This window comes from Streptomyces sp. GESEQ-35 (genome assembly GCF_017948485.1).
Taxonomy (GTDB): Bacteria; Actinomycetota; Actinomycetes; order Streptomycetales; family Streptomycetaceae; genus Streptomyces.
In genome coordinates this window covers 1-26957 of the sequence record NZ_JAFFSX010000042.1, presented here as the reverse complement: position 1 = coordinate 26957, position 26957 = coordinate 1, and the positions used below count along the sequence as shown (strand labels likewise).

General features: G+C 69.5%; 22 protein-coding genes. 5 read left to right on the top strand and 17 right to left on the bottom strand.

The features are described from left to right. Positions 1–28: 28 nt before the first annotated feature. The 8 genes from KCH87_RS46110 to KCH87_RS46075 all read right to left on the bottom strand — a co-directional run bounded on the left by KCH87_RS46110 (position 29) and on the right by KCH87_RS46075 (position 9490). Complete coding sequence (locus KCH87_RS46110; RefSeq protein WP_210593968.1) at positions 29–1669, bottom strand: amidase family protein; 1641 nt, start codon at positions 1667–1669, stop codon at positions 29–31. Between the two features lie 186 nt (positions 1670–1855). Then, entirely contained in the window at positions 1856–3202 is a 1347-nt protein-coding gene (locus KCH87_RS46105) for an acetamidase/formamidase family protein (protein WP_247197837.1), read from the bottom strand. 178 nt (positions 3203–3380) lie between these two features. Then, positions 3381–4118, bottom strand: coding sequence for a FadR/GntR family transcriptional regulator (locus KCH87_RS46100; protein ID WP_210593967.1), 738 nt, complete (start codon positions 4116–4118; stop codon positions 3381–3383). Between the two features lie 104 nt (positions 4119–4222). Continuing rightward, entirely contained in the window at positions 4223–5338 is a 1116-nt protein-coding gene (locus KCH87_RS46095; protein ID WP_210593966.1) for an acetamidase/formamidase family protein, read from the bottom strand. After that, entirely contained in the window at positions 5335–5766 is a 432-nt protein-coding gene (locus tag KCH87_RS46090) for a RidA family protein (RefSeq protein WP_210593965.1), read from the bottom strand. Before KCH87_RS46090 ends, KCH87_RS46095 begins: the two co-directional genes overlap by 4 nt. Next, positions 5763–7358: an amino acid ABC transporter permease/ATP-binding protein gene (locus KCH87_RS50620; RefSeq protein ID WP_210593964.1), complete on the bottom strand. Its 1596-nt coding sequence runs from the start codon at positions 7356–7358 to the stop codon at positions 5763–5765. Before KCH87_RS50620 ends, KCH87_RS46090 begins: the two co-directional genes overlap by 4 nt. Continuing rightward, complete coding sequence (locus tag KCH87_RS46080; RefSeq protein ID WP_210593963.1) at positions 7358–8254, bottom strand: ABC transporter substrate-binding protein; 897 nt, start codon at positions 8252–8254, stop codon at positions 7358–7360. Before KCH87_RS46080 ends, KCH87_RS50620 begins: the two co-directional genes overlap by 1 nt. A 336-nt stretch (positions 8255–8590) precedes the next feature. Beyond that, positions 8591–9490 (bottom strand): LysR family transcriptional regulator, encoded by a 900-nt coding sequence (locus KCH87_RS46075; protein WP_210593962.1) that lies wholly within the window; start codon positions 9488–9490, stop codon positions 8591–8593. Positions 9491–9621: 131 nt separating this feature from the next. On the opposite strand from KCH87_RS46075, the gene KCH87_RS46070 reads away from it, so the two are divergent. Together KCH87_RS46070 and KCH87_RS46065 are read left to right on the top strand one after the other, a co-directional pair. After that, the gene (locus KCH87_RS46070) at positions 9622–10917 is read left to right on the top strand and encodes an MFS transporter (protein WP_210593961.1); all 1296 of its coding nucleotides are present in this window, start codon (positions 9622–9624) and stop codon (positions 10915–10917) included. A 137-nt stretch (positions 10918–11054) separates the two neighbouring features. After that, positions 11055–12023 carry an aldo/keto reductase gene (locus tag KCH87_RS46065; protein ID WP_210593960.1) on the top strand — a complete coding sequence of 323 codons (969 nt, stop codon included), beginning with the start codon at positions 11055–11057 and terminating at the stop codon, positions 12021–12023. A 24-nt stretch (positions 12024–12047) separates the two neighbouring features. Here the strand turns inward: KCH87_RS46065 and KCH87_RS46060 are convergent, their stop codons facing one another. Continuing rightward, positions 12048–12983 carry a LysR family transcriptional regulator gene (locus tag KCH87_RS46060; protein WP_210593959.1) on the bottom strand — a complete coding sequence of 312 codons (936 nt, stop codon included), beginning with the start codon at positions 12981–12983 and terminating at the stop codon, positions 12048–12050. Positions 12984–13055: 72 nt separating this feature from the next. On the opposite strand from KCH87_RS46060, the gene KCH87_RS46055 reads away from it, so the two are divergent. Further along, positions 13056–13928: an aldo/keto reductase gene (locus KCH87_RS46055; protein ID WP_308299080.1), complete on the top strand. Its 873-nt coding sequence runs from the start codon at positions 13056–13058 to the stop codon at positions 13926–13928. A gap of 270 nt (positions 13929–14198) precedes the next feature. Here the strand turns inward: KCH87_RS46055 and KCH87_RS46050 are convergent, their stop codons facing one another. Then, complete coding sequence (locus KCH87_RS46050) at positions 14199–14648, bottom strand: Fur family transcriptional regulator (protein WP_210593958.1); 450 nt, start codon at positions 14646–14648, stop codon at positions 14199–14201. 98 nt (positions 14649–14746) lie between these two features. Continuing rightward, complete coding sequence (locus KCH87_RS46045; protein ID WP_210593957.1) at positions 14747–14956, bottom strand: DUF2180 family protein; 210 nt, start codon at positions 14954–14956, stop codon at positions 14747–14749. A 161-nt stretch (positions 14957–15117) separates the two neighbouring features. Here KCH87_RS46045 and KCH87_RS46040 point away from each other — a divergent pair, with 161 nt between their 5' ends. Next, entirely contained in the window at positions 15118–17331 is a 2214-nt protein-coding gene (locus tag KCH87_RS46040; RefSeq protein WP_210593956.1) for a SpoIIE family protein phosphatase, read from the top strand. A gap of 42 nt (positions 17332–17373) precedes the next feature. Here KCH87_RS46040 and KCH87_RS46035 read toward each other — a convergent pair whose 3' ends face one another. The 5 genes from KCH87_RS46035 to KCH87_RS46015 form a co-directional block, all read right to left on the bottom strand. Next, positions 17374–18705 carry an amidohydrolase family protein gene (locus KCH87_RS46035; protein ID WP_210593955.1) on the bottom strand — a complete coding sequence of 444 codons (1332 nt, stop codon included), beginning with the start codon at positions 18703–18705 and terminating at the stop codon, positions 17374–17376. Positions 18706–18719: 14 nt separating this feature from the next. After that, entirely contained in the window at positions 18720–20366 is a 1647-nt protein-coding gene (locus KCH87_RS46030) for an amidohydrolase (RefSeq protein WP_210593954.1), read from the bottom strand. A 102-nt stretch (positions 20367–20468) separates the two neighbouring features. Then, a complete protein-coding gene (locus KCH87_RS46025) occupies positions 20469–21944 on the bottom strand; it encodes an NAD-dependent succinate-semialdehyde dehydrogenase (RefSeq protein WP_308299079.1) in 1476 nt (491 codons plus the stop codon). Between the two features lie 103 nt (positions 21945–22047). Next, positions 22048–23310, bottom strand: coding sequence for a Xaa-Pro peptidase family protein (locus tag KCH87_RS46020; RefSeq protein ID WP_210593953.1), 1263 nt, complete (start codon positions 23308–23310; stop codon positions 22048–22050). Positions 23311–23417: 107 nt separating this feature from the next. Next, positions 23418–24362 (bottom strand): NAD(P)-dependent oxidoreductase, encoded by a 945-nt coding sequence (locus KCH87_RS46015; RefSeq protein ID WP_210593952.1) that lies wholly within the window; start codon positions 24360–24362, stop codon positions 23418–23420. 330 nt (positions 24363–24692) lie between these two features. Between KCH87_RS46015 and KCH87_RS46010 the strand changes: the two genes are divergently transcribed. Further along, positions 24693–25742, top strand: a complete 1050-nt coding sequence (locus KCH87_RS46010; RefSeq protein WP_210593951.1) for a LacI family DNA-binding transcriptional regulator — start codon at positions 24693–24695, stop codon at positions 25740–25742. A 36-nt stretch (positions 25743–25778) separates the two neighbouring features. On the opposite strand, the gene KCH87_RS46005 is transcribed toward KCH87_RS46010, so the two are convergent. Beyond that, complete coding sequence (locus KCH87_RS46005) at positions 25779–26675, bottom strand: dihydrolipoamide acetyltransferase family protein (protein WP_210593950.1); 897 nt, start codon at positions 26673–26675, stop codon at positions 25779–25781. Positions 26676–26957: the final 282 nt, after the last annotated feature.

The window sequence follows — 26957 nt, the reverse complement described above, 5'->3', positions numbered from 1 at the left end:
CCCATACCGACTCGCCCCTCGCCTCCTGTCACCGCGTCAGAGACGGTGTGCTGCGCGGGGGCTTGCGGGTCTTCGTGGCTTTCTCGTAGGCGTAGGAGAGCGAGAGCAGCAGGGGCTCGCTGTAGTCGCGCCCGAGCAATTCGGCGCCCACCGGCACGCCGAGTGGAGCTGCCTCCGTAGGGGTTGAGAATCCGCCGGGGAAGCAGACGGCCGGGAAGCCCGTGCCGTGGGACAGGGCGCCGTTGCGTTCCGGTTGGGGTACGCCGACCGGGGAGACGAGCACCTTCTGCAGGGGATACAGGATCGCGTCCAGGTCGAGTTCGGCCAGCTTGGCCGAGACCGCGAGCCGCAGCTTGTCGCGGTTGAGTGTGCGGTCCTTGTACTGCGGGTCGTTCAGGCCGTCCTTGACCGCCAGTTCTGTTTCCAGCGTCTTCTGCACCTCGGGTACTGCCGTCCGTGAGGCGACCAGTTGGTCGAAGGTGCGCACCGGCGCGTCCGGGCCGAGGGAGGCGAAGTACGCGTCCATCGCCGTGTGCGCTTCCCAGTCCGAGTTGGCGACAACGGACTGGAGAGCGTCGTACGCCGGCAGGTCGAAGCGGATGACGGTGGCGTCCTGCGCGCGCATGGTGGAGATGACGTCCTCCATCACGCGGTTGACTTCCTGGTGGCGCTCTTCGGTGCCGAACAGGTTGTTCATCACGCCGATACGTGCTCCACGCAGTGCGTCGGCTCGGAGCGCGTCCAGGTAGCTGCGCGGAGTGCGCCCGAGTCCGAACGCCGTGATGGGGTCGTCCGGGTCGAAGCCCACCATGACGTCGAGCAGTCGAGCCGCGTCCTCGACGGTACGGGTGATGGGTCCGATCTCGTCCTGCGTGATGCTGTTCGGAATGACGCCGCGACGGCTGATCAGACCCCGGGTGGGGCGCATGCCGACAAGGCAGCCCGCGGATGCGGGGGAGCGGATCGACTGCCCTGTGTCGCTGCCGGTGCCGAGGACGGCGAAGTTCGAGGCGATCGCGGCAGCCGTGCCACCGCTGGATCCGCCGGGTGTCCGGGTGAGGTCGTACGGGTTGAGGACCTGCCCGCCCAGCGAGCTGACGGAGTTTCCGCCCCGGGCGAATTCCTGGAGGTTGGCCTTGGCGAGGATCAGTGCCCCCGCCTCGCGCATCTTCCGCACCGTGAAGGCGTCGGCCGGCGGCAGGGAGTCGCGCATGGCGGTGTTGCCTCCGGTCGTCGGCAGGTCGGAGGTGTCGAAGTTGTCCTTCAGGATGATCGGGATGCCGTGCAGCGGACCGGTCAGGCCCGACCGCCGGAATCGGCGGTCCAACTCGTCGGCAACCTCCAGCGCGCGCGGATTGACGCTGATGATCGCCTTCAGCGCCGGCCCCCGCTTGTCGTACGCGGCGATCCGGTCGAGGTACTGCCGCACCAGCTCACGACAGGTGAGCCGGCCGCGCCGGAACGCGTCGTGGATGTCGGCAACGGTCGCCTCCATCAGCTCGAAGCCCCCCTTGCGGGACAGCGAACCGGGCGCACCGGTCGCGGCCTGCGGGGTCGCTCTCCCCGCTGCGTCGGCCGGAGCGCTACCGGCACTCACGATGCCCAGCGCACCGGCGGCGCCCACGGCACCCATGAAGCCGCGTCGGTTCAGACTGCTCAACTCGCTCACGCTTCTCACAATTCCTCTCGAAAGCCGCCGCTCGGCGGACCCAAGGTCTGTACATGGCAATGGCGTTCGGCTTGCTCGACGTCGCACCGCGTCGGACGACGACCGCGGCGGACACGGGCCGGCCGGCCCGTGCGCGACCGGCCCCCACCCGCCCGCGGTAAACGAGCCGCATGTCCAGCGGAGCGCTCAGTGGTCGAAGTGGCCCTTGCTGATGACCCCGTGGACGCCCACGGTGCGGTCCACGACCTGGGACACCTCGAAGTCGGCGGCCGCCGACAGGTACGCGTACGCCACGGCGCGCTCCATGCCGAGGTCGTGCTCGAGGAAGTCCAGGGCATTGACCACAGCGCGCCGCATGGCGATGCCGAGGTCGGTGCCCTGACCGTTCTGGATGCCGTCCGGGTCGGACAGGCCCACGGCCACCCAGGCGTCGGGAGTCTCGGCGAACGGGTAGTGGAAGGCGACGGACGGGGCGTCGCCGGAACCCTTCTTGCACACGGTCAGCCGGAAGGTCGTACGCAGCGAGCCCTCCATGGCCGTGAGCGCCACTTCACCGTTCCCCATGGCCATATGCGGGTCACCGGTGTAGAACAGCGCGCCCTCGGCGAAGACCGGGACGTAGAAGGTCGAGCCCTGCGTGAGCAGGTTGATGTCGATGTTGCCGCCGCCGAGGGTCGGCGGGATGGAGTTGAGCTCGGGCGCGGTGAGGCTGTCCGCGGACGCGAAGGCGACGCCCATCATTCCCATGTGCGGGCGCAGCGGGAACGCCACTTCACGTGAACCGCCGTACGCCAGCACGCCGTTGACGGCGCCGCCGTGACCTCGGCGGACCGGGGTGAAGACCGAGACGTTGCCGTAGCGCTCGGGATCGCCGGTGGACCGTCCGTCCGTCGACACGGGCGGCATGACCTCGGCGAGCGTGATGCCCGCCGGAGCCGAGCCGCCCGCCTGGCGGGCCAGTGCGCCCTTGCCGTGGCGGCTGGACACCACGCCGTAGGGCACGCGTGGCATCAGCGAGAGCATTTCGATCTTCAGTACGTCGCCGGGTTCCGCCCCCTCGACCTGGATCGGGCCGGTGACCACGTGCGGGCCGTCGACATCGAAGTTGCGGGTCGTCCGCTTGTAGTCGCGGGCGACGGCGATCGCGTCGTCGAGCACCTGGCGGGTGGGTACACCGTGGTCGGCGAAGTAGGCCTTCGGGTCGCGCCCCTGGTCTTCCAGGAGGCCCTCGTGGGAGAGCGTGTCGACGGTCACCGTCCGGCCGGAGCGCATGCGCAGCACCGGTTCGCTGCCGCGCGAGGGGACGTAGCCCCAGCGGACCTGCTCGGGCAGGGAGGGCAGGTAGTGGTCGCCGTGCACCGGTCCCTTGCCGGGCTGGAGGATTTCCTTGGGGAGCACGGTCGCGGGCATCTTCCCGGACTCCGCTGTCTGTCCCATCGCCGTTGTCGCGGACAGCGTGGTGGCGGTGCCTGCCGTGGTGACGGCGGTGGCGGCGAGCAGGAATTTGCGGCGTCCGAGGCGGGAGATGAGCATTTCCCGGGCATGTGAGGTGTTCAATGTCAGTCCATTTCCTGGGTGGATCAATCGGGTGTTCCGGCGTGGCCGGGCATACGTGAGCAGCGCCGTGTCGAGGACCGGTGCGTGCCGGGCCGACTGCCGGGGGCCGCGCCGCCGTGCGGGGTGGTCGGGCGCGAGTGAGAAGGGGCTGAGGTCAGTGCTGGTCGGCGGAGGCCACGTCGTCCTGGCGCGTGCGGCGGATCAGCTGATCGATCTCGGCGAGGTGCGCGATCATCGCCTGGGCCGCCGCGGCAGGTTCGCGGGCTTCGACCGCGTCACGGATCGCCTGGTGACCGGCGAGCGAGGCCCGGCGGCCCTCCGGGGTGCTGTGGGAGTCCTTGCGCACCGGGGTGGTCCACGAACTGACCGTCGTGGTCAGCGCGGTGAGCAGCGGGTTGTGGCTCGCCCTGGCGAGGGTGAGGTGGAACTGGACGTCCAGTTCGAGTGACTTGGCCGCCAGTAGGTTCTCATCCGTGGCGTGCAGGATGTCGTCCATCTGCAGCAGGTCGGCGCTGGTTGCGCGCAGCGCCGCGAGTTCGGCGATCTTCGGCTCGATGACCGTCCGCAGCTCGGCCACGTTGGCCAGTTCCCGGTCGGCTTCGGTCACGTCGGCCAGGGCGGCGTAGAGGTCGTCGACCTGGGTGGGCGGGGCCAGCACGATGGTGCCCCGGCCCTGGCGCCGCTCGATGAGGTGCTTGGTCTCGAGTTGGTGCAGGGCTTCCCGGAGGGAGGTCCGCGACACCGACAACGACTCGGCCAGTTCTCGCTCCGCCGGCAGTCGGTCGCCCGGACTGAGCTCGCCGAGGGCGATCAGCTGTTCCAGATGGGCGACCAGCGCGTCGCCGACGCTGTGGGCGCGGGCGCGCAGTGGCGGAACCTTCGCTACTGCCATCCCCTCGACCTCCTCGCCCTGCGTGTGGCCAGCGTACCGTGCTGGATCACTCCGGCCGTGGGCTGAGGCCTGCGGTCGGCTCCGGTATCGGCAGTGGTCCACGATCATGTCCACGCGCCGAAGTCGCTCTTGCGGATCAGGCAGTGGACGCCCTTGACGTCGTCCACGACCTGGCTCACCACGAAATCGGCGGCGGCACTCAGATAGGCGTAACCGACGTCCGTCGGCACCTGGTACAGATCGGTGAGCACGCGCAGGGCTTCGCGGACCGCCTCCCGGAAGGCCTCGTTGAGGTCGCGGTGCAGGCCGAGCGCGATCCAGTGCGCCGAGGTCTCGCCGAAGGGCCGGTCCAGCATTCCCAGCAGGGCGCGGCTCTCGGCCGACGGCAGGACCGTGACCCGCAGGGTCGCGCGCAGCGGGGCCTCCAGCGCGGTGAGGGCCACCTCGCCGTGTCCCTGGGCGTAGTGCGGGTCTCCCAGGAAGAGCCCGGCACCATCGACCTGCACCGGCAGGTACAGGCTGGTGCCCGCGACGAGGTCCTTGACGTCCATGTTGCCGCCGAACGGTCCGGGCGGAACGGAGCCCAGCGGCACGGCACCATGGGGCGTCACTCCGACGAGCCCGAGGAACGGCGTGAGGGGGAAGCGCAGTTCCCGGCCTCCGGGCACCGGCAGGCTGCCCGTCCCGTCCGCCGAGGCCCGGCAGAACGCGAAGACGGAGCCGGCCTTCTCCGGGTCGCCGGGATCGGGCACGAAGCCCGGGTACGGCGGTGGGGGGAGTTCTCCGGCCAGCGCTCCGTAACCGTGCCTGCTGGAGATCACGCCGTACGGGGCGCGCGGCACCAACTCCAGGAAGTCGACCCGCAGAACGTCACCGGGCCTGGCTCCGCGCACTGTGATGGGGCCGGTGGTGACGTGCGGGCCGTCTCCGGCGGCATCGCGGACGGGATACCCGGCGGCGATGACGGCAGCGTCGCGCAGCACGTCGGCGGGGTCGATCCCGAACCGGCCGAAGAAGGACCGCGGATCCCGTCCCTGGTCCTCCATGATGCCCTCGTGCGAGACGGTGTCGACGGTGATCGTCTCCCCGGAGTCCATCTCGGCGACCGGGGCGGTCCCTTCGGCGGGGAGCCATCCCCAGGTGACCGTCTCCAGGGTCGACGCCAGATAGTGACGCCCCGGGACGGGTCCCTCGTGAGGCTGGAGGAGCGGCAGACTCATGAACGGTTCCTCTCCGGTATTCCGGCGATGAGGTCGATCTCGACGGCGGCACCCACGGCGAGGGCGGTGACCCCGACGCAGGTGCGGCTTGGCAGGGGGCCGCTGAACCAGGTTTCGTAGGCCGCGTTGACGGTGTCGAAGTCGTCGAAGGACGTCAGGTACACCCGCACCATCAGCACGTCGTCGAGCGTGAGGCCGAACTGGCGGAGCACGGCCTCCAGATTGCGGCGCACCTGTTCCGCCTGCGCGACCACGTCGCCGCCCACCAGCCGGCCTGTCGCCGGGTCGGTGGGCATCTGGCCGGTGACGAAGACCAGCGATCCGAAACGGGTCGCGTGCGCGAAGGGGCCGACCTGCGGCGGCACTCCGCTCTCGGGTGAGAAGACGAACGTCTCCTTCTCAAAGGGGTGTTGGGGCGAGACGGTCATACGGCACCTCCGACGCTCTGCGCGCCCATGACCCGCAGGAACCGGGCCGTCGCCGGGTGCGTGGGGCGGGTGAGGAGTTCCTCGGCGGGCCCCTCCTCGGTCACGGTTCCGCCGCTGATGAACACCACGCGGTCGGCGACCTCCTGGGCGAACCGCAGCTGGTGGGTGGCGATGATCATGGTGAGTCCGTCCTCGCGGGCGAGCCCGCGGATCACCTCGAGTACTTCGTTGACGAGTTCCGGGTCGAGGGCCGACGTCGGCTCGTCGAGCAGCAGCACCCGAGGACTGGGCGCGAGTGCTCGGGCGATCGCCACACGCTGCTGCTGGCCGCCGGACAGGTGCCGCGGCAGCGCGTCGGTCCGATGGGCGAGTCCGACCCGGTCCAGCAGTTCGCGTGCCCTGCGTTCCGCGTCCGCGGCCGGCATCCGGTGCACCCAGCGCAGCGGTCCCGCCACGTTCTCCAGGGCGGTGAGATGGCTGAAGAGGTTGAAGTGCTGGAAGACCATGCCCACGCCGACCTCCGCACGGGCGGCCGCGATCTTCGCGGGCGGAAGCGGACTGCCTTCGTCCCGGTAGCCGATACGGCGGCCGTCGATCAGCACCGTGCCCGAGTCCACGTCCTCCAGGTGGTTGACGCTGCGCAGCAGGGTGCTCTTGCCGGACCCGCTGGGGCCGAGCAGGGCCACGACCTCGCCCGTCCGTACGGTCAGGTCGAGCCCGTCGAGTACGACCTGCTCTCCGTACCGCTTGTGCAGATCGCGGACCTGGACAGCGGCCGGGGCGCCGTCGAGCGCCGCCGCGCGGGCTTCCCGCTCCCACGGTGCGCGGGAGACCGGAGGCTCCCACGGTTCGGTGTCCTCCACCGGTGCCTCCGTCGGCGGTGCCTTGGCGGCGAGGGGCCGGCGGACCGGAAGCAGCCTGTCCCGCCACGACCGGGAGGCGGGGCGGTCCAGGTCGAGTGCGCGCTCGGCCGCCAGCTGCACGGTGCTGATGGCTCCGGTGAGGGCGAGGTACATCACCCCGGACGCGAAGAAGACGGAGAAGAAGTCGAAGGTGGACGAGGCGAGTTGGGTGCTGCGCAGGGTCAGTTCCTGGACGGCGATGAACGACGCGAGCGAGGAGTTCTTGAGCGTCGTCACGGCTTCGTTGCCGAGGGCCGGGACCATGTGGCGTACGGCCTGCGGAGCGACGATGCGCCGCATGACCACGCGTGGCGTCATGCCGAGCGCCTGGCCCGCGGCGACCTGTCCCTTGTCCACCCCGAGGACGCCGGAACGGAAGAACTCGGCGATGAAGGTGGCCTCGTTGGCGGCGAGCGCGATGCCCGCGGCAGTCAGCGGGCTGAAGGTCAGGCCGACGTGCGGCAGGGCGTCGTAGACGAAGACCAGTTGCAGGATCAGGGGCGTGCCCCGGAAGACGATGGTGTAGCCGCGTGCCACTGCGGACAGCAGCCGACGCCTGGACAACTGCATGCTCGCCAGTGCGAACCCCAGCACCAGACCGCCGAACAGGCCCAGCGCGGTCAGCTGGAGGGTGACGAGGATGCCCTGCAACAGATACGGCAGCTGCACGTAGTGGAGGAACTGGGACATCAGCCCGTCACCAGCCGTGGTGCCTTGAGGCTGCCCGATTCGAGCGACCACTTCTTCAGCAGCCGGGTCTGGGTGCCGTCCTTCTGGATCTCGACAAGGGCGGCCTTGAGGGCGTCCCGGAACTCGGCCTTGTCCTTGGGCACGGCGATGCCGATGTCGTACGGCAGCGTCACGGCGGTCGCCTTGCCCAGGTCGTCCGGATGCGCCTCGACCGCCTGGTTCACCGTGTTGACGTCGTTGATGTACGTGTCCGCGCGGCCGGCGAGGATCGCCTGGACGCACTGGGCGTTGTTGTCGTACAGCTGCACCGTCGGAGCCGGGCGGCCCGCGGCCTTGCAGTCGTCGGCGAGGTTCTGGACGAGCGGTACCTCGACGAATCCGGTGTTGAGCGCGGCGGTGGATCCGCAGAGCGAGGTGTCGATGCCCGTGATCTTCTTTGGGTTGCCCTTGCGTACCAGGACGCCGTCGAAGACCTTCGAGTAGGTGATGAAGTCCGCCGCCTTGGCGCGCTCCTGGGTGGCGTAGATGTCGGAGATGACCAGATCGGCCTGGCCGCTCTGCAGCGTGGGCAGCAGTGCCGGGAACGCCACCGCCTTGTAGGTGAGCTCGAAGCCCAGACAGTGGCCGAGTGCTTCGCCGAGGTCGATGTCGAATCCGATGTATCTGGTCGGGTCCTTGGGGTCGATCGCCTCGTAGCCGGGGGTGTGCGGGTTGATCGCGTTGGTGAGCGTCTTGCCCTTGAGGTCCGGATGGGTGGCCTGTAGCTGCTTGCAGGCGGACGAAACCGTGGCCGTGGCGGCGGGTGCCGTGGAGTTCGCGGTCGACCCGGCGCCGCAAGCCGTCACGAGTGCGAGTGAGGCGGTGGACGCTGCTGCTATCGGGAGAAGGTGGCGCATGGGTGGTGCTCCTGTCGGGGACAGTGCAGGGCACATTGGTCAGATGGTCCGACCAATGCGACCTTACGGCTGCCGAATCGGCCGGTCATCAGGCGAATGAGAACGTCATGGCCTTCTTACAGAGGCGAAACAAACTCCCGGCTGGGGGTAGCCGTCAGATCCCGGGCACGTGGTCGCCGTCGGCAGGCGCAGGCAGCGAAGAGAGGCTGCCTGCGGCTTGCGGGCGATGGCTGCAAGCAGTGGGAGGCGCTGCGAGTTCAGTGAGCCTGCGGAGAACCTGCACCTGTTCGGGATCGGCGTCGGCTGATCGGACCCAACGGTGAAGCAAGGATGTCGTCAGGCGTCCGAACTCGGGGCGGGGTAGATGCTCAGCACCAGGTCGACGAGGGCCTGGGCCGCGGCGGACGGGCGACGGTCGGCCGCGGTGACGAGCGAGGGCACGAACAGCGGTTCCGGCCGCACCCGCCGGAGGCTGACGCTGCGCGAGCCCGATGCCAGTGACGCGCTGAGAAACGCGAATCCGAAGCCCGCTCTGACGAGTTCGACGACGGTGGGGACATCGGCCACTTCGACGGCGACCACGCGCCGCAGGCCGGCTTCCAGGAACAGCCGGTCGACGCTGAGACGGGTGCCCCACCCGGGCGGAAAGTCCACGAACGCTTCGCCGTCGAGCTCGCTCAGCGGAATGGCCCTGCGTCGGGCGAACGGATGGTCCTCCGGACAGGCCAGCAACATCGGCTCGGACGCCAGCGGGTGCACCATCAAGCCGGCCGGGTAGTCGCTGGGCAACGCGGCGAAGGCCAGGTCAAGTCTGCCGTCGATCACCTGGTTGACCAGTTCGATGGACCCGCCCTGGGCGGCGCTCGGGATGATCTGGACCTGCGGGCGTTCCCGGTGGTACCGGGTCAGCACGCCGGCCAGGTCGATCACAGTCATCGAGTGCATGATGCCCACCCGCACGGAGCCGCGGAGGCCACCGCGCACGGCGGCGACGGCGTCCCGCGCGGCGTCCGCCGCGGACAGTGTGGTGCGCGCCTCGACGAGGAGCGCCCGGCCGGAGTCGGTGAGCTCGACCTGGTGCGTGGTGCGATCGAACAGCCGGCTGCCGAGCTCGCGTTCCAGAGACCGAATCGAGACGGACAGCGCCGACTGCCCGAGATGTACGCGGGCTGCGGCACGAGTGAAGCTGCGCTCCTCGGCGACGGCGACGAAATGCTCGAGGTGCCGCAGCTCCACTTCATGCTCCAGATCAATGACTGTCTTCGAAATTCTTTGTTGGACAGCATAACGGCAAGCCAGAAGGCTGGAGGGGCAAGCCGTGGCGGCAGGCTGCGGCCATCCATCACCTATCGCCCAAGGACACCTTCATGTCTTCTGTCATCAGCGCCGGAGGCGAACGGGCCGGGGTCGGGTATCCGCACCCTGCGCACCCTGCGCATGCGCGACGGCGCCGGCATCACTCGTTCGGCTTCTGGGCCGCGACGCTGGCCTTCCTGGTGAACATGGGATTCTCCGCAGTCCCCACACCGCTGTACGTGCTGTACCAACAGCGCGATCACTTCTCCACGATCATGCTGACGGTCGTCTACGCCGTGTACGCGGTCGGGGTGATCGCCAGCCTGTTCTTCGGCGGTCACCTGTCCGACTGGGTGGGGCGCAAGTGGGTGTTCGTACCCGCGTTGCTTCTCAACGTGGGGAGCGCGCTGGTCTTCCTGTTCGCGCCGAGCCTGCCCGGACTGGTGGTCGCCAGGATCATCTCCGGCATATCCATCGGCCTCACGACCGCCACCGCCACCGCCTACCTCGGTGAGCTGCACATCGGGGTGCTCGGCGGCGACGCGACCTCGCCGCGTCGCGCGCAGGTCGTCGCCACCGCGGCAAACCTGGGCGGAATCGGCGTCGGCCCGCTCGCTGCCGGCCTGCTGGCCGAATACGCGCCGCAACCGCTGCGACTGCCCTACATCGTGTTCGCCGCCGTGCTGTGCGTGCTGGCCCTCCTGGTCGCGATGTCGCCGGAGACCGCGAACCGGCCGGTTCACGCTCCGCGCTACCGGCCTCAGCGGATCGCGGTGCCGCGGCACGCTCGCCGGATGTTCTTCGCCGCCACGGCCGCGGGCCTGGCCTCGTTCTCCGTCTTCGGCGTGTTCAACTCGCTGGCTCCGAGTTTCCTGGCCGGCACAATGCACCAGGAGTCGCACGCCCTGGCCGGCGCGGTGGCATTCGCCGCATTCGCCGCGGGCGCTGTCGCCCAGATCGCGCTGAGCCGGGCCGACCTGCAACTGACGCTGCGCGTCGGCCCGTTCCTCCTCATCCCGGGCCTCGCGCTCCTCGCAGGCGGGATGTGGCTGCCGAACCTGGCGACGTTCGTGATCGGTGGCGTGCTCACCGGCGCCGGTGGGGGCCTGGCCTTCAGGGGCGCGCTGGCAGCCGCCGGGTCGACCGCCCCGCCGGAGTCACGGGCCGAGGTGCTCTCCGGCTTCTTTCTCGGCGCGTACATCGGGCTGTCGGTTCCCGTGGTGGGACTGGGCATCGCCACGCAATTCGTGGCCGCCCGCACGGTGATGCTGGTGTTCGTCGTGATCGTGGCCATCGCCGTGGCGCTGTGCGTCCGTGTAGTGGGCAGGGAGCATGCCCGCAGCGAGATGCCGGTTCGGTCCGAATAGCCGAGCGGTGCATGGCAGGCCTTCAGCGATTGAGAACCTCCGCCGATCGCCGCGTTCGTTTTCTTCTGTTGGACCGCATGGCAGGGGCGGCGTCAGCATGAACCGGCACGACGACGTACCTACGAGGAGCAGCACTCATGAAATCGGTCATGCTCGGTTCGACAGGGCTACGCGTCTCCCGCATAGCCTTCGGTACCTGGCAACTGGGTGGGCAGTGGGGGACGTTCGACGAGGACCGGGCCATCGCAGCCATCCGCGAAGCCCGAGAGCTCGGGATCAACTTTTTCGACACCGCCCAGGCCTACGGTTTCGGCGCGTCTGAACGCCTTCTCGGTGAGGCCCTGCGCAAGGAGATCGCCGGCGACAGGGACAGCGTGGTGATCGGCACCAAGGGCGGCGTCAAGCCGGAGGGCGGACGAGATGCGTCCGCCGCCTATTTGCGCCGGGGCGTCGAGCAGAGTCTGCGCAGTCTGGGGGTCGAGACGATCGACCTCTACCAGGTGCACTGGCCGGACTCGAACGTGCCTGCCGCGGAGACGGCCGGCGCGCTGCAGCAACTGGTCGACGAAGGCAAGATCCGCTGTGTCGGCGTGTCCAACTACGACGCCCAGCAGATGGACGAGTTCGCCGCGGTCCGCCCGGTGGACACCCTGCAGCCTCCGTACCACCTCTTCCGCCGCGGCATCGAAGCCGGGGTTCTGCCCTACACCATCGAGCGCAACATCGGCGTTCTGGCGTACAGCCCCCTCGCCAGCGGTCTGCTCACCGGCCGGTTCGACGAGAGCACCACGTTCGAGGAGAGCGACTGGCGCGGCAAGTCCAGTGCGTTCACGGGGGACGCCTTGAAGCGCAATCTGGCCGTCGTACGGCGGCTCGCCGAGTTCGCCGAGGAGCGCGGGCTGACGGTCAGCCAGCTGGCGATCGCCTGGGTGCTCGCCCGGCCGGGTGTGCACGTGGCCATCGTCGGCGCGCGCAGCAGCGCGAATATCCGGGCCAGCGCCGCGGCCGCCGAGGTGGAGCTGAGTGCCGAGGACCTGTCCCGGATCGACGAACTCGCGGCCGACGCAGTCTCCGTCGAGGGCGCGACACCCGAGGGGGTGGTGTGACGCTCGGGTGCCGACTCCCGGGGGTCAGGGACGGGGCGATCCGCCTCCCGGAACGCTGTGCCTCCGGCTCGGGACGGCATCGAGGCCGGGCACCATGCCCAACAGCCGGCGCGCCGCCGGCGTCATCCGCGCCTGATCCGGTACGGCGACCGCAGCCCGCCAGACGGCGGTGGATCCGTCAGCCAGGGCCACCACGCTCAGGGCGTCTGCCTGGGGCTTGTCCGCGATGTGCCGGGGTACGAGAGCCACTCCGAGTCCGTGCCCGACCAGGTCCAGCAAGCTGTGCACGTCGTTGACCTGCAAGGCGACGACGCGCTGGCACCCGGCTTCGGTGAAGGCGTGGCTGGTGACGTCACGCGCACCCCAGCCGGGAGCGAAGTCCACGAAGGTCTCGCCGTCCAGTTCCTTCCACTCTGCTTCTTCGCGTCCCGCCAGGGGATGCGCGGCGTGGCACAACAGGACCATCGGTTCCGTCGACAGGGGGAGAAGGCTCACCCCGGCCGGGGGGAGGTCGTTCAACGCGACGAACGCCAGATCCAGTTGGCCGGCAGCGACATCCTCGGCCAGGGCCTGTGAGCCGTCCTGCCTCATGTGAATCTCCACACCGGGGTGCCGGCCACGGAAGCCGGCCAGCAGGTCAGGCACATGAACAGCGCCGAGGCACTGCTCGGTGCCTACGGCCAGGGCGCCGCGCAGCAGCCCCTGCACGGCGGCGACAGCGTCCTTCGCGGCGCGTGCACCGGCAAGGGTGCGACGGGCCTCGTCCAGCAGCGCCCGGCCCGCCTCCGTCAGATCGACGCTGCGGGTGTTGCGCCGGAAGAGCTGGGCGCCCAGTTCCTTTTCGAGGGAACGCACCGAGGCGGACAGCCCCGACTGCGACACCAGCAGCCGCTCGGCGGCGCGTGTGAAGTGCCGTTCCTCGGCGACGGCGACGAAGTACTCCAAATGCCGAAGTTCCATGATTAATAACCCTAGTCGATGAATTCAGATATTTCTATCTGCTTCGTGACTCAATTCCGGGAGTGACCCATCGTGCAGATCCGACCCATCGGACCGTTCGACGTGAGTGCCGTCGGTCTCGGAGCCATGCCCCTGTCCATCGAGGGAAGACCGGATGCGGAGCGCGCGATCGCGACGGTGCACGCCGCTCTCGATGCGGGCATGGCGCTCATCGACACCGCCGACGCGTACCACGTCGGAGCGGACGACATCGGCCACAACGAAACGCTGGTCGCCAAGGCTTTGTCGACGTACGGCCCTGTGCCCGACGTGCTCGTCGCCACCAAGGGCGGCAGTCGTCGGTCGGGAGACGGCTCGTTGACGGTCGACGGAAGGCCCGAGTACATCAAACGCGCCTGCGAACAGTCGCTGGCCCGACTGGGCGTGGAGGCGATCGGCCTCTATCAGTTCCACCGCCCCGACCCGAGGATTCCTTACGCCGAGTCCGTCGGAGCGCTCGCCGAACTCCTCGAAGAGGGAAAGATCGTCGCCGCTGGGGTTTCCAATGTCGACCCAGAGCAGATTCGCACCGCTCGGGAGGTCCTCGGTGGCAGGTTGGCGAGCGTGCAGAACCAGTTTTCACCGACGTTCCGTTCCAGTCGGCCCGAGTTGGACCTGTGCCATGAACTGGGCATCGCATTCCTGCCCTGGAGGCCACTGGGCGGCATCTCCCGGGCCCGGCGCCTCGGCGCCCGCCATCTCCCGTTCACCTACGTGGCCCAGCGGTTGGACGCGACGCCCCAGCAGGTGTGCCTCGCATGGATGCTCGCTCTGTCGCCGGTGGTGATTCCCATTCCGGGCTCCAGCCGTCCGGAGACCGCCCGCGATTCAGCGGCAGCCGCCGAACTGCACATCCCCGCCGACGCGTTGGCCCTGCTGGACGCCTCGCCGCTGGTCACCGTGTGAGGAACGCGTTGCCTTCGCCGTCGCGTCGGCCGGCCACAAGTTCTGGTGTGGGGGAGCCGCTGAGCTCACTTCGTCGACCAGATGGACGAGTTCACCGTGGATGCATCGTGTATTGCGTACCCCCGCACGATGGCCGTGGCCATGGCCACCCGCTGGTCGTATTCGGCTCTGCCTGGCTCATGAGCGGAACGCGACGGCCGGTGTGTCCGCAGGGCTTCCGTTCAGGGGCGCAATGCGACTCGGTGGAAGGGGATAGGGCCGATGCCAGGGTCAGTGCATCGGATCCGACGCGGCTGTGTGGTCCTGGCATTCCTCGCACAGGCCCCACCAGGTGATCTCGGCCTCGTCGACGGCGAAGCCCTTGTTCTCCACCGGATCCAGACACGGAGCCGCTCCGATCGTGCAGTCGACGTCCTCGACCCGGCCACAGTGGCGGCACACCAAATGATGATGGTTGTCGCCCACCCGAAGCTCGTATCGGGAAGACGAGCCCGCCGGCTCGATGCACCGGATCAACTGCGCCTTTGTCAGGTCCTCAAGGACGTTGTACAGCCCCTGCCGCGAGAGGCCGCCGGCGGAGTCCTCGCCCACCCCGATTCTCGCCTCGAGGTCGGGCGCCGTGGAGTGCGGATGTCCCTGCAAGGCGGCCAGGACCGCACGGCGCTGGGCGGTGCTGCGCAAGCCCTTGCCCTTGAGCAGGTCGCCTGCCTGCGATTCCATGGTCACGTCACTCCTCGGTTCTCCAGAAGTCCCCTACGGACGATACGGCCGAGAATTGACACGATCAAATGTGCTGGGTGTGACGGCGACAGCCGACCTCAGCCGACGGTCTCGGCCGCGCGACAGGTGGTGCAGACGACCCTGCGTGCCAGCAGGCGGCTGGTCGTGCGTGCGAGGCCGCTGTGCTGCTGGACGGATTCCCGGACGATCTGGGCGTGGTCCTGGCAGGTGAACAGGCCGCATCGAGCACAGACGCCGATGCCGAGGGTGTCGTCGCGTCCCTCCTGGGTGCAGTCGTAGCACTTCATGTCTCACTCCGTTGCGTGAAGAGATCGATGCTCGGGCTCAGATCGGGAAGTCGGAGTCCCGGTGAGCGGACGGCGGTGTCCATGTGCTCACTGCCGAGCGATAACGAAAGTCTAGCGCTAGATTTGACAGAGTCCAATCTAGCGGAGCCTACGATGGGTCTATGGATGGCGAAGCCATCATGCGCACCAACGGTCCCGTCACGTCCGCGGATGTACGCCGTGACGCGTACCTGGCCGCGGCGCTGCGCCGGATTCACGCCAGGCTGCGTCCGAGCACGACCACGGCATATCTCGTAGCGGTCGGTGCCGACGCCGAGGACGACGGACACGCCCTGGCGGCTGCGATGGCGCTCGACACTCCTCTGGGCTTCACCGTCACGCCGGGAATGGCAGCGGACGACGCGCGGTTCGCGACCGCCGTCGCCTACCGCACCGGTGGGCCGGTGATCTGGGACGAGGAGCGGACCCGAGCCCTGATCCGGAGCGAGCCGGCGATGATCCAGTACGTGCCGTACGCCATGATCGTGGTCTCCGTACCGTTGCGTACGGACCGGCGGCGGTTCGGCGCGGTGACCCTGCGGTGGGCTCCGCCCCAGGAACTGCCCGCGGACTCCCTGGACTTCCTGGTGGGCGTCGCAGATCGACTCGCTGTCGAACTGGAGCAAGCGGCCGCTGAGGGCGCCGGCGTGCAGGCACCCCCGGCACCCGTGTTCATTCCGGAGTCTCCCGGCACCGGCTGGAGCCGGAGTACGGCTTTCCTCTACCGGTTCCAGCGTCTTGCCACCGAACTGACCGCCGCGAAGCGTCCGAGGGACATCGTGGCCATCGCTCAGGCCCAGGTCGTGCGGCCGTTCGGCGGGCGGGCGATGGCCTTGTGCCTGGCCGACAGGGGCCGGCTGCGGGTGGTGGGGGCAGCCGGTTTCCGCAAGGAGGACCTGCGCAGCCTCGACGGGCTTCTGCTCACCGGCAGCACCCCGGAGACGGACGCCACGGTCAGCCTCCAGCTCCTGCTTTTCGCAACGGGGAAGGAGTTGCGTGCGGCGTACCCCGGTCTCGACCGGTACGACGACGACACCACGGCGTGGTTCTTCCTTCCGCTGATCGCGGACGGTCAGGCGGTGGGCTGCTGCGTCATCTCCGCCGACCCATCGTGCAGGCTGGGCGACGACGAACTCGCGGTACTCATGATCATGCTGGGCCAGGTCGGCCAGTCGCTGCAGCGGGCCCGGGCCTACGAGCTGGAGCATGTGATCGCCCAGACCATGCAGCAGGGCCTGCTGCCCCGTACCCTGCCGCACCTGGCGGAGATCGTCTCCACCGCGCGCTACCTCCCCGCGACGGCCGGTGCCGAAGTGGGCGGCGACTGGTACGACATGATCAGCCTGCCCGGCTCCGGCGGCATAGGACTCGTCATCGGGGACGTCGAGGGACACAGCCTCGAAGCCGGCGGGACCATGGGACAACTGCGCAGCGGTGTGCGCGCCTACGCCACGGAGGGCCATGATCCCGCGACCGTGCTGAACCGCAGCAACAGGCTGCTCGCCGAACTCGACACCGACCTCTTCGCCACCTGCTGCTGTCTCTGGGTCGACCTCGACACCGGGGCGGCCACCCTTGCCGGCGCGGGCCATCCCGTGCCGGTGATCAGCGACGCAGGGGGACGGCTCATCACCCCACACCTGCCGGTCGGCCCACCGCTGGGAGTCAGCCCCGAGACCGTCTACGTCCAGACGGAGACAGCACTGGCTCCCGGCTCGCTCGTCGCCCTCTACACCGACGGGCTGTTGGACCTGAGCCACCTGGACGTCGATGCCGGCCTGGAACGGCTGCACCGCATCCTCGCCGACGGTCGGGGCCAGGACCTGGAGTTGCTGGCCGACCGGCTTGTCGGCGATGCCCGTCAGTCGCGGCGCGACGACGACGTGGCCCTGCTGCTGGTGCGGTACGACGGCACGCGCAACCGTCCGCACCGGCGGGTTGCCCGGGTGTTCGTCCAGCGCCGCGATGTCCAGCATGTCCGGCGCCTCCGGCACTTCCTGCAGGGACTGCTGCCCGAGTGGGGGCTCGCCGCCCTGCTCGACGACCTGGAACTCCTGATCACCGAAGTGGTCACCAACGCTCTGATCCATGCCGACACCGAAGTCGACGTACGACTGCGGGGATACCCCGACCACCTGCGCGTCGAAGTACGCGACAGTGATCCCCGTCCGCCCGTCCTCCTCGCCAACCTGGGACCGGGGGAGGTGGGGGACGCCGAGGCCGAGTCCGGACGCGGCATGCTCATCGTTGACGCACTGGCATCTTCCTGGGGCAGTTCACCGGCCGGCCGGGGCAAGACGACGTGGTTCGAACTCGCCGTCGGGGACCGGTCCTGACAAGGTCCGGCTAGTGTCCCGGGGGGCCGGCGGACAGCGGCCTCAGGCTGTGGAAGGAGCGAACGGTGTGCCCGTCAGGAGGCGGTCCCGAGACGCGGTCAGACTCTCCCGAAGGGAACCCAGGTCGTGGCCGAGCATCCGTCCGGCCACCTTGACGGGACGTCCCGCCACGAAGACGGTGTGCACGTTCTCGCTGTCGGACAGCGTCACCGCGGCCGGCAGATGGTTGATCAGACCGAGGCTCGGGGTGTCCACCTTGAGCAGCACGATGTCCGCCTGCTTGCCGGGTGTGAGCGAACCGATCCGGTTCTCCATCCCGAGGGTGCGGGCACCCTCCAGGGTCGCCATCCGCACCACGTCCCGGGTGGACAGCGCCAGCTCCCCGGGCCACTCGCCGCGCGTCAGGGCCAGATGGTTCTGCCAACCGCGCTCCGCCTCCAGAGTGCCGCGCATCTCGGCGAACAGACTGCCGCCGACCCCGCTGACCACGTCGACACTCAGGCTTGGCTGTACCCCTGCCGCCATCAGACGTCCGGTCGCCGGGTAACCGTGCCCCATCTGCATCTCCACCCGTGGCGAGATCGAGGCATGTCCGCCCGACTCCGCGATGAGGCGCAGTTCGTCGTCCGTGCAGGTGTTGCAGTGCACGTAGACGACGTCGGGCCCGAGCAGCCCCGACACGGCCATCCGTGTGATGGCGCGTCTCTCGCCGAGCCGTCCCGCACCGACGTGCAGCGACGTGGGGATGGCCAGCTCCCTCGCGAGTCGGATGTCATCGACGGTCTCCTCCAGGGACGAGAACTCGGGGCCCAGGCTGGCCAGTGCCAGCGTCAGCAACTGGTCCTTCGAGTTGAAGTAGGTCTTGGCGACCCGGGTGAGGTCCGACGCGTACCACTCGGCGGCGGGTGAACTCAGTGACCCGTAGGCGAACACGGCTCGAATGCCGGATTCGGCGAGTCCCTGCACGGCCGCGTCGGCGTGATCGGGGGTGTTCATGATGTGCGACCAGTCGAGCACCGTGGTGACCCCGCCGTTGAGGCACTCCAACGCCCCCATCAGGTCGGCGATGTGGACGTCCTCGGCAGTGAAGCGGGGGCCGATGACGCCGAGCATCCGCTCGGCGTACTGGCCCAGCGTCCAGTCCGCGGCGATCTGCCGGGTGGCCGACTGCCACAGATGCCGGTGGGTGTCCACCAGGCCGGGCATGACGATCATGTTGGTGGCGTCGACCACCTGCGCACCGGCGGCGGGTATGTCCGGGCCGACCGCCACGATCCGGTCGCCGCGCACCAGCACGTCTCCTCTGGGCAGATCCCCCAGCTCCGGATCGACGGTGAGGACGGTGCCGCCACGGATCAGCATCTCGTGGTTCATTCGTGACTCCCGAATCATGAGGGCGTGGACTCGTGGACGGTGCGCCCGCCGACCACGGTCAACTGCGAGGTGATGGAGGGGATCGCCGCGGCGGGGACACCGAAGAAGTCGTCGCTGAGCACGGCGAAGTCGGCCACGGCTCCGGGGTGGAGGTGACCCCGGTCGGCCTCCTCGTAGGAGAACCAGGCACTGCCGCGGGTGTAGAGGTGGAGTGCCCGTTCGCGGGAGAGCCGGTGCTGTGGGGCGCGCTGGACGGCGCCGTCCAGGGAACGGCCCTCGACCAGCCACCACAGGGACAGCCAGGGACTGTACGAGGAGGCTCGGGTCGCGTCCGTACCCGCACCGAGGGGTACGCCGGTCTCCAGCAGATCTCCCAGCGGAGGAACCGACTCCATGCTGCCGGGGCCCCACTTGAGCTCGGACGTACCGCCCTTGAAGACCTGGTGGTCATCGACGATGACACCGGCGCCCAGTGCCTTCAGCCGCCGGACATTGCGGCCGCTGATGGTGTCGGCGTGCGCGAGCGAGAAGCGCAGAGCGTCGAGCGGGGTCTCGCGGTGGACCGTCTCCCACGCGTCCAGGATGCGGTCGATCGTCGAGTCGAGGACCGCGTGGATGTGCATCGGCCAGCCGCGTGCGGCGACTCGCCGGGTGATGGCCAGGAGTTCCTTGTACGAGTGGTCCCCGAGTTCGAAGGGGGTGAGGCCTTCGAAGTCGTGACAGCCGTAGTGGATGATCTCCCCCACGCCGAGTACGCGCAGGAGGTCGTCACCGAACCGGCTCCGCGCGTGCCGCAACCAGCCGTCGAGCTGGTCCAGTTCCTGACCGGCGTCGACCGCGGACGCGTACAGCCGCATCCGGACCGTCAGTTCGCCGGCGCGCCAGAGATCGAAGAGGGCGTCGTAACGCTCGGGGGCCATCCCGAATCCGCCGGCGTCCACCACGCCGGTCAGACCCGCGGCGTTGAGGTCGGCAAGCATCGCCCGGGTGGAGGCGCGCTGTTCGGCGGGGCTCGGCTCGGGGATGGCGGACATACACCGGGTGAACGCCCCCAGCCCCCTGACCACCCCGGTGGCCCGGCCGGTGTCCGGGTCCCGTTCGACGGTGCCGCCGGGCAGGCCGGCCCATTCCTCCAGGCCCACGATCTGCGCCGCCCGGCTGTTGAGCACCGCCACGTCGTACAGGGCCTGCACATAGACCGGCCGATCGGGTGCCACCTCGTCGAGCTCCGCCTGCGTGGGCGGCCGGTTCTCCTCGAACTGGCAGGGATGCCAGCCGCCGATGGCGCGCACCCATGAGTCGGCCGCCGCGCCCCGGGCGGCCTCTCGAATGCTGTCCAGGGCGTACGACAGCCTGGGCATTCCCTGCCAGTGCAGCTCGCCCGACCAGGTGGAGCCGGCCCGCACCGCGTGCATATGGCCGTCGATCAGGCCGGGGATCACCGTCCGGTGGCCCAGGTCGACCACTTCGGTGTCCGGCCCTGCCAGGTCGAGGAGTTCGCGGACGCCACCCAGGGCGACCACTCGCCCTCGTGCCACCGCTAGCGCCCGGTACTCCGGTGCCGCACCGGCAGGGGCGCCCTGATCAGGAAGCCCCGGCCAGATCCGGCCGTTGACGTAGACCGTTTCCGGTGCTGTGGAGGCGGATTGGGAATGCTCCATTCCGAGGTTCCTTTCCGTCCGGGACGGCGATGTCCGGAGGGGTGAGGGTGCTGCTGTAGGGCTGATGAGGGCTGCTTCAGGACTCCGGGTGCCGGGGCACGGTCACCACGACAGGGCGATGTACTTGGACTCGGTGTAGTCCAGCAGTCCCTCGTGGCCGCCCTCGCGGCCGATGCCGCTCTGCTTGGTGCCGCCGAACGGGGCCGCCGGGTCGGAGACGACACCGCGGTTCAGGCCGACCATGCCCGAGTCCAGGCGCTCGCTCACTCGCAGTCCGCGGGCCAGGTCGGTGGTGTAGACGTAGGAGACCAGGCCGTACTCGGTGGCGTTGGCCAGCTCGATCGCCTCCTCCTCGGTGGTGAAGGACACGACCGGGGCGACCGGTCCGAAGATCTCCTCCGCCAGCACCGGCGCGCCTGGGGGCACGTCCTTGAGGACGGTCGGCGGGTAGTAGTGGCCGGCGCCTTCGATCGGCTCGCCGCCGGTGACCACCGAGGCCCCGGAGCGCACGGTTCCCGCCACGAGCTCAGCGACCTTGTCCCGGCTCTCCGCGTTCACGAGCGGGCCGAGCTGTACCCCGTCGTCGAGGCCGGGGCCGACTTTGAGGGCGCCCATCGCCTCGGCCAGCCGGCGGGTGAACTCGTCGGCGACGGATGCCTCGACGTAGAAGCGGTTCGCGGCGGTGCATGCCTCGCCGCCGTTGCGCATCTTCGCGACCATGGCCCCGGCCACCGCCTCGTCGAGATCGGCGTCGGCGAAGACCAGGAACGGCGCGTTGCCGCCGAGCTCCATCGAGCAGTTGACGACGGTCTTCGACGCGGCGGCCAGCAGGACGCGTCCGACCTCGGTGGAGCCGGTGAACGACAGCTTGCGCACCCGCGGGTCGTCCAGCATGGCGCCGACGACCGTTCCGGAGCGGCGGGAGGGCAGCACGTTCACGACACCGGCGGGCAGGCCCACCTCCTCGAAGAGGGCGGCGACGGCCAGTGCGGTCAGCGGCGTGTCACTGGCCGGCTTGAGGATCACGGTGCAGCCGGCCGCCAGCGCCGGACCGATCTTCCGGGTGGCCATCGCGGCGGGGAAGTTCCACGGCGTGACGAGGACCGAGACGCCGACCGGCTGGCGCAGCACCAGGATCTTGTTGGCGCCGGACGGAGCGGTCTGGACACTGCCCAGCGTCCGCACGGCCTCCTCGGCGTACCAGCGGAAGAACTCCGCGGCGTAGGCGACCTCGCCGCGGGCGTCGGCGAGCGTCTTGCCGTTCTCCAGGACGATCAGCTCGGCGAAGTCCTCCGCCCGCTCGGTCATCAGGTCGAAGGCCCGGCGGAGGATCTCGGCACGCTGCCGGGGCGGAGTGGCCGCCCAGCCGGGGAGGGCGGCGTCGGCCGCGGCGACGGCGGCCAGCGCGTCCTCGGTGGTCGCCCCCGCGACATCGGCGAGCTTCTCGCCGGTGGCCGGGTCCATGACGTCGAAGCGGGAGCCGTCGCTCGATGGCCGCCAACTGCCACCGATGAACAGGTCGGTGGGGACTTTGTCGATCCGGAGCCGAGCGGGGGAGCCCGAGGTGTGTGCGCTCACTGAATCATCGCCTTCTGCGCGATCTCGATGGTGTCTTACGGGTGGCCGGCCTCCGGGGGAGGTCGAGACCGGCCACCGGCTTTGTGGGGCCCGCGGATACGCGTCAGTACGCGTTGGCCACGAACAGCTCCTGCGCCGGGAACTTGGTGAGGATCTGCGGACCGTCAGCCGTGACCACGACCTCCTCCTCGATACGCGCGGCGGAGAAGCCGTCCGAGGCAGGGCAGTAGGTCTCCAGGGCGAAGACCATGCCCTCCTGGATCTCCACGGGGTTGTCCAGGCTGTTCAGGCGGCTGATGATGGGGCGCTCGTGCAGGCCGAGCCCCAGGCCGTGCCCGAACTGGAGCCCGAAGGCAGCCATTTCACTGGCGAAACCGAACTCGGTCGCCGCCGGCCACACCCGGGCCACCTCGTCGGTACCGACACCGGGCTTCACCACGGCGATGGCGGCGTCCATCCACTCGCGGGCCTTGGTGTAGGCGTCGCGCTGCGAGTGGGTCGCGCTGCCGACCGCGAAGGTGCGGTAGTAGCAGGTTCGGTAGCCGTTGTACGACTGGATGATGTCGAAGAACGCCTGGTCCCCGGGGCGGATGAGGCGGTCGGAGAAGTTGTGCGGGTGCGGATTGCAACGCTCACCGGACACCGCGTTGATGGCCTCGACCTGGTCCGAACCCATCTCGTACAGGCGCTTGTTGGCCAGCGCGACGATCTCGTTCTCCCGGATGCCGGGCTTGAGCACGTCGACGATGTCCTGGTAGACGCCGTCCACCATGGCCGCGGCCATGGACAGCAGAGCGATCTCGTCCTGCGACTTGATGGTCCGGGCGTCGAGCATCAGCTGCTGGGCGTCGACGACCTTCAGGCCCTGCCGCTGCATCTCGAACAGGAACGGCGGCTCGACGATGTCGACGCCGACCGGCAAGTCCGCGACACCCGCGTCCTGGAGCATGCCCTTGATCTCGCGCACCGCCGAGGCCATCAGACCGGCGTCCGGCGCGATGGCTCCGCGCATGCCGAGCATGCCGGCGCGGGAGTTCTCGGGCTTCAGCCAGGGGGCGAACAGCTGGTGGTGCCGGGCCGCGGAACCGAAGTCCCACAGCACGGGGTCGCCGCCGTCGCGGGTCAGCAGGGCGTACCGGGTCATCTTGTCGCCGAGAGCGCCGCCGATCCAGGTCTGCGTGGAGTAGCGGATGTTGTAGAAGTCGAACAGCAGGAAGGCGCCGCACTCACTGGCATCCAGCGCGGCACGGGTGCGCTCCAGTCGGTAGGCCCGCAGCCGGTCGTAGTCGACGCGCGTCTCGTAGTCGACCGCGCTGTGGCCGTGGGCCGGGATGGGCCGCGAGGTGCTCGCGCTTGTCACTGTCATGGTGTGGTTCGTCCTTCGTTGCGTTGCCCGGGACACCGGCGCAGGGCGAGGCGCGGTCGGCCGGGGAGGGGCCGGACGCGGGCTGTTGGAGGAAGGTGGACGGGCGCTCAGGCCTCAGGGGAGAGGCCGTCGTCCACCGTCACGTTCTCGGGCTCCAGCGTGATCCCGGAGCGGCGCGCCTGCTCGAGGATCAGGGTGGCGAAGTCCTCTTCGGTGTATCCGGCGCCGATCGCCGCCTGGACGAACTGCGCGGTGGCCGAGGCGACCGGCATCGGCACCTCCAGCTCGCGGGCCGCGGCCAGCCCCAGGTCGAAATCCTTGCGGAGCAGGATGTTGGTGAAGGTCGGCTTGAAGTCCAGGTTGACCAGCGCCGGCGACTTGTACCGCGTGAAGACGGAGCCCATCACCGAGTCGTTGAGGAACTCCAGGAACGCCGAGCGCCTGACTCCGCCCTTCTCCGCGAGGAGAGTGATCTCGGCGAGCGACTGGGTGACCACGCCCAGGAAGACGTTGTGCGCAATCTTGACCAGCCGGGCCACCTCGTCCTCGCCGACGTAGGTGACACCGCGACCCAGCAGGTTGAGCAGCGGCTCGACGGCGTCGTACACCTCGCGCGGGCCGGAGACGGCGACGGTCAGCTTGCCGGCCGCGATCACCTTCGGGTTTCCGCTGACGGGGGCGGCCAGGAAGTCCGTGCCGCGCTTGGCGGCCTCCTCGCGGACGAGGGCGGAGACCTGGGTGGAGACGGTGGAACTGTCGACGAGCACGCCCGGCGCCGTGTCCGCGGTGAGTACGCCACCGGGGCCGGTGGTCACGGACTCCAGGTCGGCGGAGGCCGAGACCATCACGAAGACCACGTCACGGTCGGCGAGCTCCTCGGGCCGGTCGACGATGGTCGCCCCCTTGTCGGCCAACGGCTCGGCCTTGGCGCGCGTCCGGTTGTAGACGGCGACGTCATGGCCGGTGTCGAGCAGCCGCGAGGCAAGTTGGTATCCCATCCGGCCGGCACCGATCCAGCCGATGCGGGGGTGGTCCGTGGCGACGTAGGTCATGGTGTTCCTCACTCTGGAAGACGGCTCAGGAGGGCCCGAAGGCACGGCCGGAATGCATTCGATTGCTGTTTCCGCGATGAACCGGGACGGCATCTGATCTGGGGTTATTGGCTTCCTCGCCAACGGAGGGTGAGGGCAGCGGAGCTTTCGGTTGCATCGAGCTGCAACCGATTGCATCCATGCTTGCTCTGTGATTGCGGGCCTGTCAAGGGGGTGTCGCCCTGCGTTGTTCAAGAACGGTCAAAGTGCTGGTGAGCGCGTGGATCTGCCTCGTTGGCCGATCTATGCAATCGGTTGTTGCGGAGCTCGGTGTATCCCTAGACTGCCGAGGTGAACAAGCGCCCGACCATGTCCGACGTGGCCGCACTCGCCGGAGTGCACACGGCCACCGCTTCCCGCGCCCTCAATCCGAGCACCAGCGGTCTGGTCAACGCCGCGACGGCACGTCGGGTGCGCCAGGCCGCCGAGCAGCTGGGGTTCACCCCCAACTCGGCGGCCCGCAGCCTGCGTACGAACCGCTCGTTCACGGTCGGCGTCCTGCTGCCGGACCTGACGAACCCGCTGTTTCCGCCGGTCGTGCGCGGTATCGAGGAAGCCCTGAGCCCGCGGGGTTACACCGCGCTGCTCGCGAACACGGACAACGACGAAGCCAAGGAACGCACTCGGTTCGACGCCCTGCGCGGGCGGCAGGTCGACGGGTTCATCGTCGCCACCGCACAGCGCGAGCACCCCCTGCTGGACCAGGCCCATGAAGCCGGCGTCCCGATCGTGCTCGTCAACCGCCGTACCGACACCAGGCTGTTTCCCTGGGTCGCCGGCGACGACGCGACCGGGATGGCGCTCGCCGTCGAGCATCTGGTCGGGCTCGGGCACCGCTTCATCGCGCACGTGTCCGGCCCGCAGACCATGTCGACCGGTGTGACCCGCGCGCAGGCCTTCCGCGCAGCGGCCGAGTCCGCCGGTATCGGTCCTGAATCGGCGCCGGCCACGATCGGCGAGGCGTACACAGTGGAGGCCGGTGAGCGTGCCACGCACGAACTGCTCGACAGGCACCCCGAGACGACGGCCATCTGCGCCGGCAACGACCTGATCGCCCTCGGCGCCCTGCACGCCGTGAAGGCCCGCGGACTTCGATGCCCCGAGGATCTCTCCCTCGTCGGCTTCAACGACATGCAGTTCGCCGACGAGTTCCAGCCGCCCCTGACCACCGTGCACGTGCCGCACCTCGACCTCGGCGCGGAGGCCGCGCGTCTGCTGCTCGAACAGCTGGACCGCAACGAGGAGAAGGGCGCGCCCGCCCCGATGGCCAAGACGGTCCTGCTCCCCGTGCTGCTGGTCGTCCGCGCCTCCACAGCCGCGCCGCCGGCCCAGCGCGCGTAGCACTCGGGCCGGACGATCGACGAACCACCGCCACGGTCACGCCACCAGCCGCAGTGGCTGTTCCAACGCGCTCACCAGGGCCTGCATCCACTGCGCGGCGAGTGCGCCGTCGATGGCCCGGTGATCGACGGACAGCACCAGGGTCATCTGCGTCGCGACCTCGACGGTCCCGTCGACGACGACCGGTGCCGGTCGTCCGGCGCCCACGGCGAGTATCGCGGAGTGCGGCGGGTTGATGATGGCCGAGAACTCGTCGACGCCGTACATTCCCAGGTTGGTGACCGTCAGGGAGCCGCCCTCAAGGTCCCCCTGCTGCAAGGTGCCGTCGTTGGCGCGCTGTACGTACGCCTTGACCTCACGCGCGATCGCGCTGGGGGACATCCGCTCCACCGCGGACAGGACCGGTGTGACCAGCCCGCGCTGCGACGCGATGGCCACCGCCACGTCCACCGTCTCGAACTGCCGGATGCTCTCGTCGGTCCAGATGACGTTGGCGTCGGGGACGGACAGGTGCGCGACCGCGACGGCCGCGATCACGAGGTCGTTGACGGAGATCTTCTGCGGTGACACCTCGTTGAGCTGCTTGCGCAGGGCCAGGAGGGCGTCGATACGGGCCGTCCGCTTGAGGTAGAAGTGCGGGACCGTTTGCTTGCTGGCGGTCAGCCGGCTCGCCACAACGCGCCGCAGCCGGGTGTGGGGGATGTCGTGGAATCCGGCGGCGCGCGGCTGCGGGCTCGCCGTCCGCACGGGCTCGGTGATCACCGGCTCGGGGGCGGGCGCCGCTACGGCAGGTCCCGCCGACGCGCGCTCTTCCCCTACCGCCCGTTCCACGTCCCGGCGCACGATACGGCCGTTCGGACCGGTGCCGCGGACCTGATCGACGGTCAAGCCGGCCTCCCGCAGAATCCTGCGTGCCAGCGGGCTGATGAACACCCGGGCACCCTCCGACTCCGTGGTGACCGGCGGTGCGGCCTTGGGGGCCAGGGGTCCCGGGCGCCCCCCCCGTGTCTGTTTCCCCCCCCCCGCCCCCGGGGGGGCACCCCGCCCCGCGCGGGGCCGGTCCCCGCCGGGCCCGGGCTCGGACGCATCGCCCCCCCAGTGCCTCCGCGCCCCCGCCCCCGCCCGGGCGGCGGCGCCACGCCGCCGCGACGCGCCCGCGACGCCGCCGACCCGGCTGGCGCGCGCGCGGCCGGCACGGCCACATCGCGTGGGTTG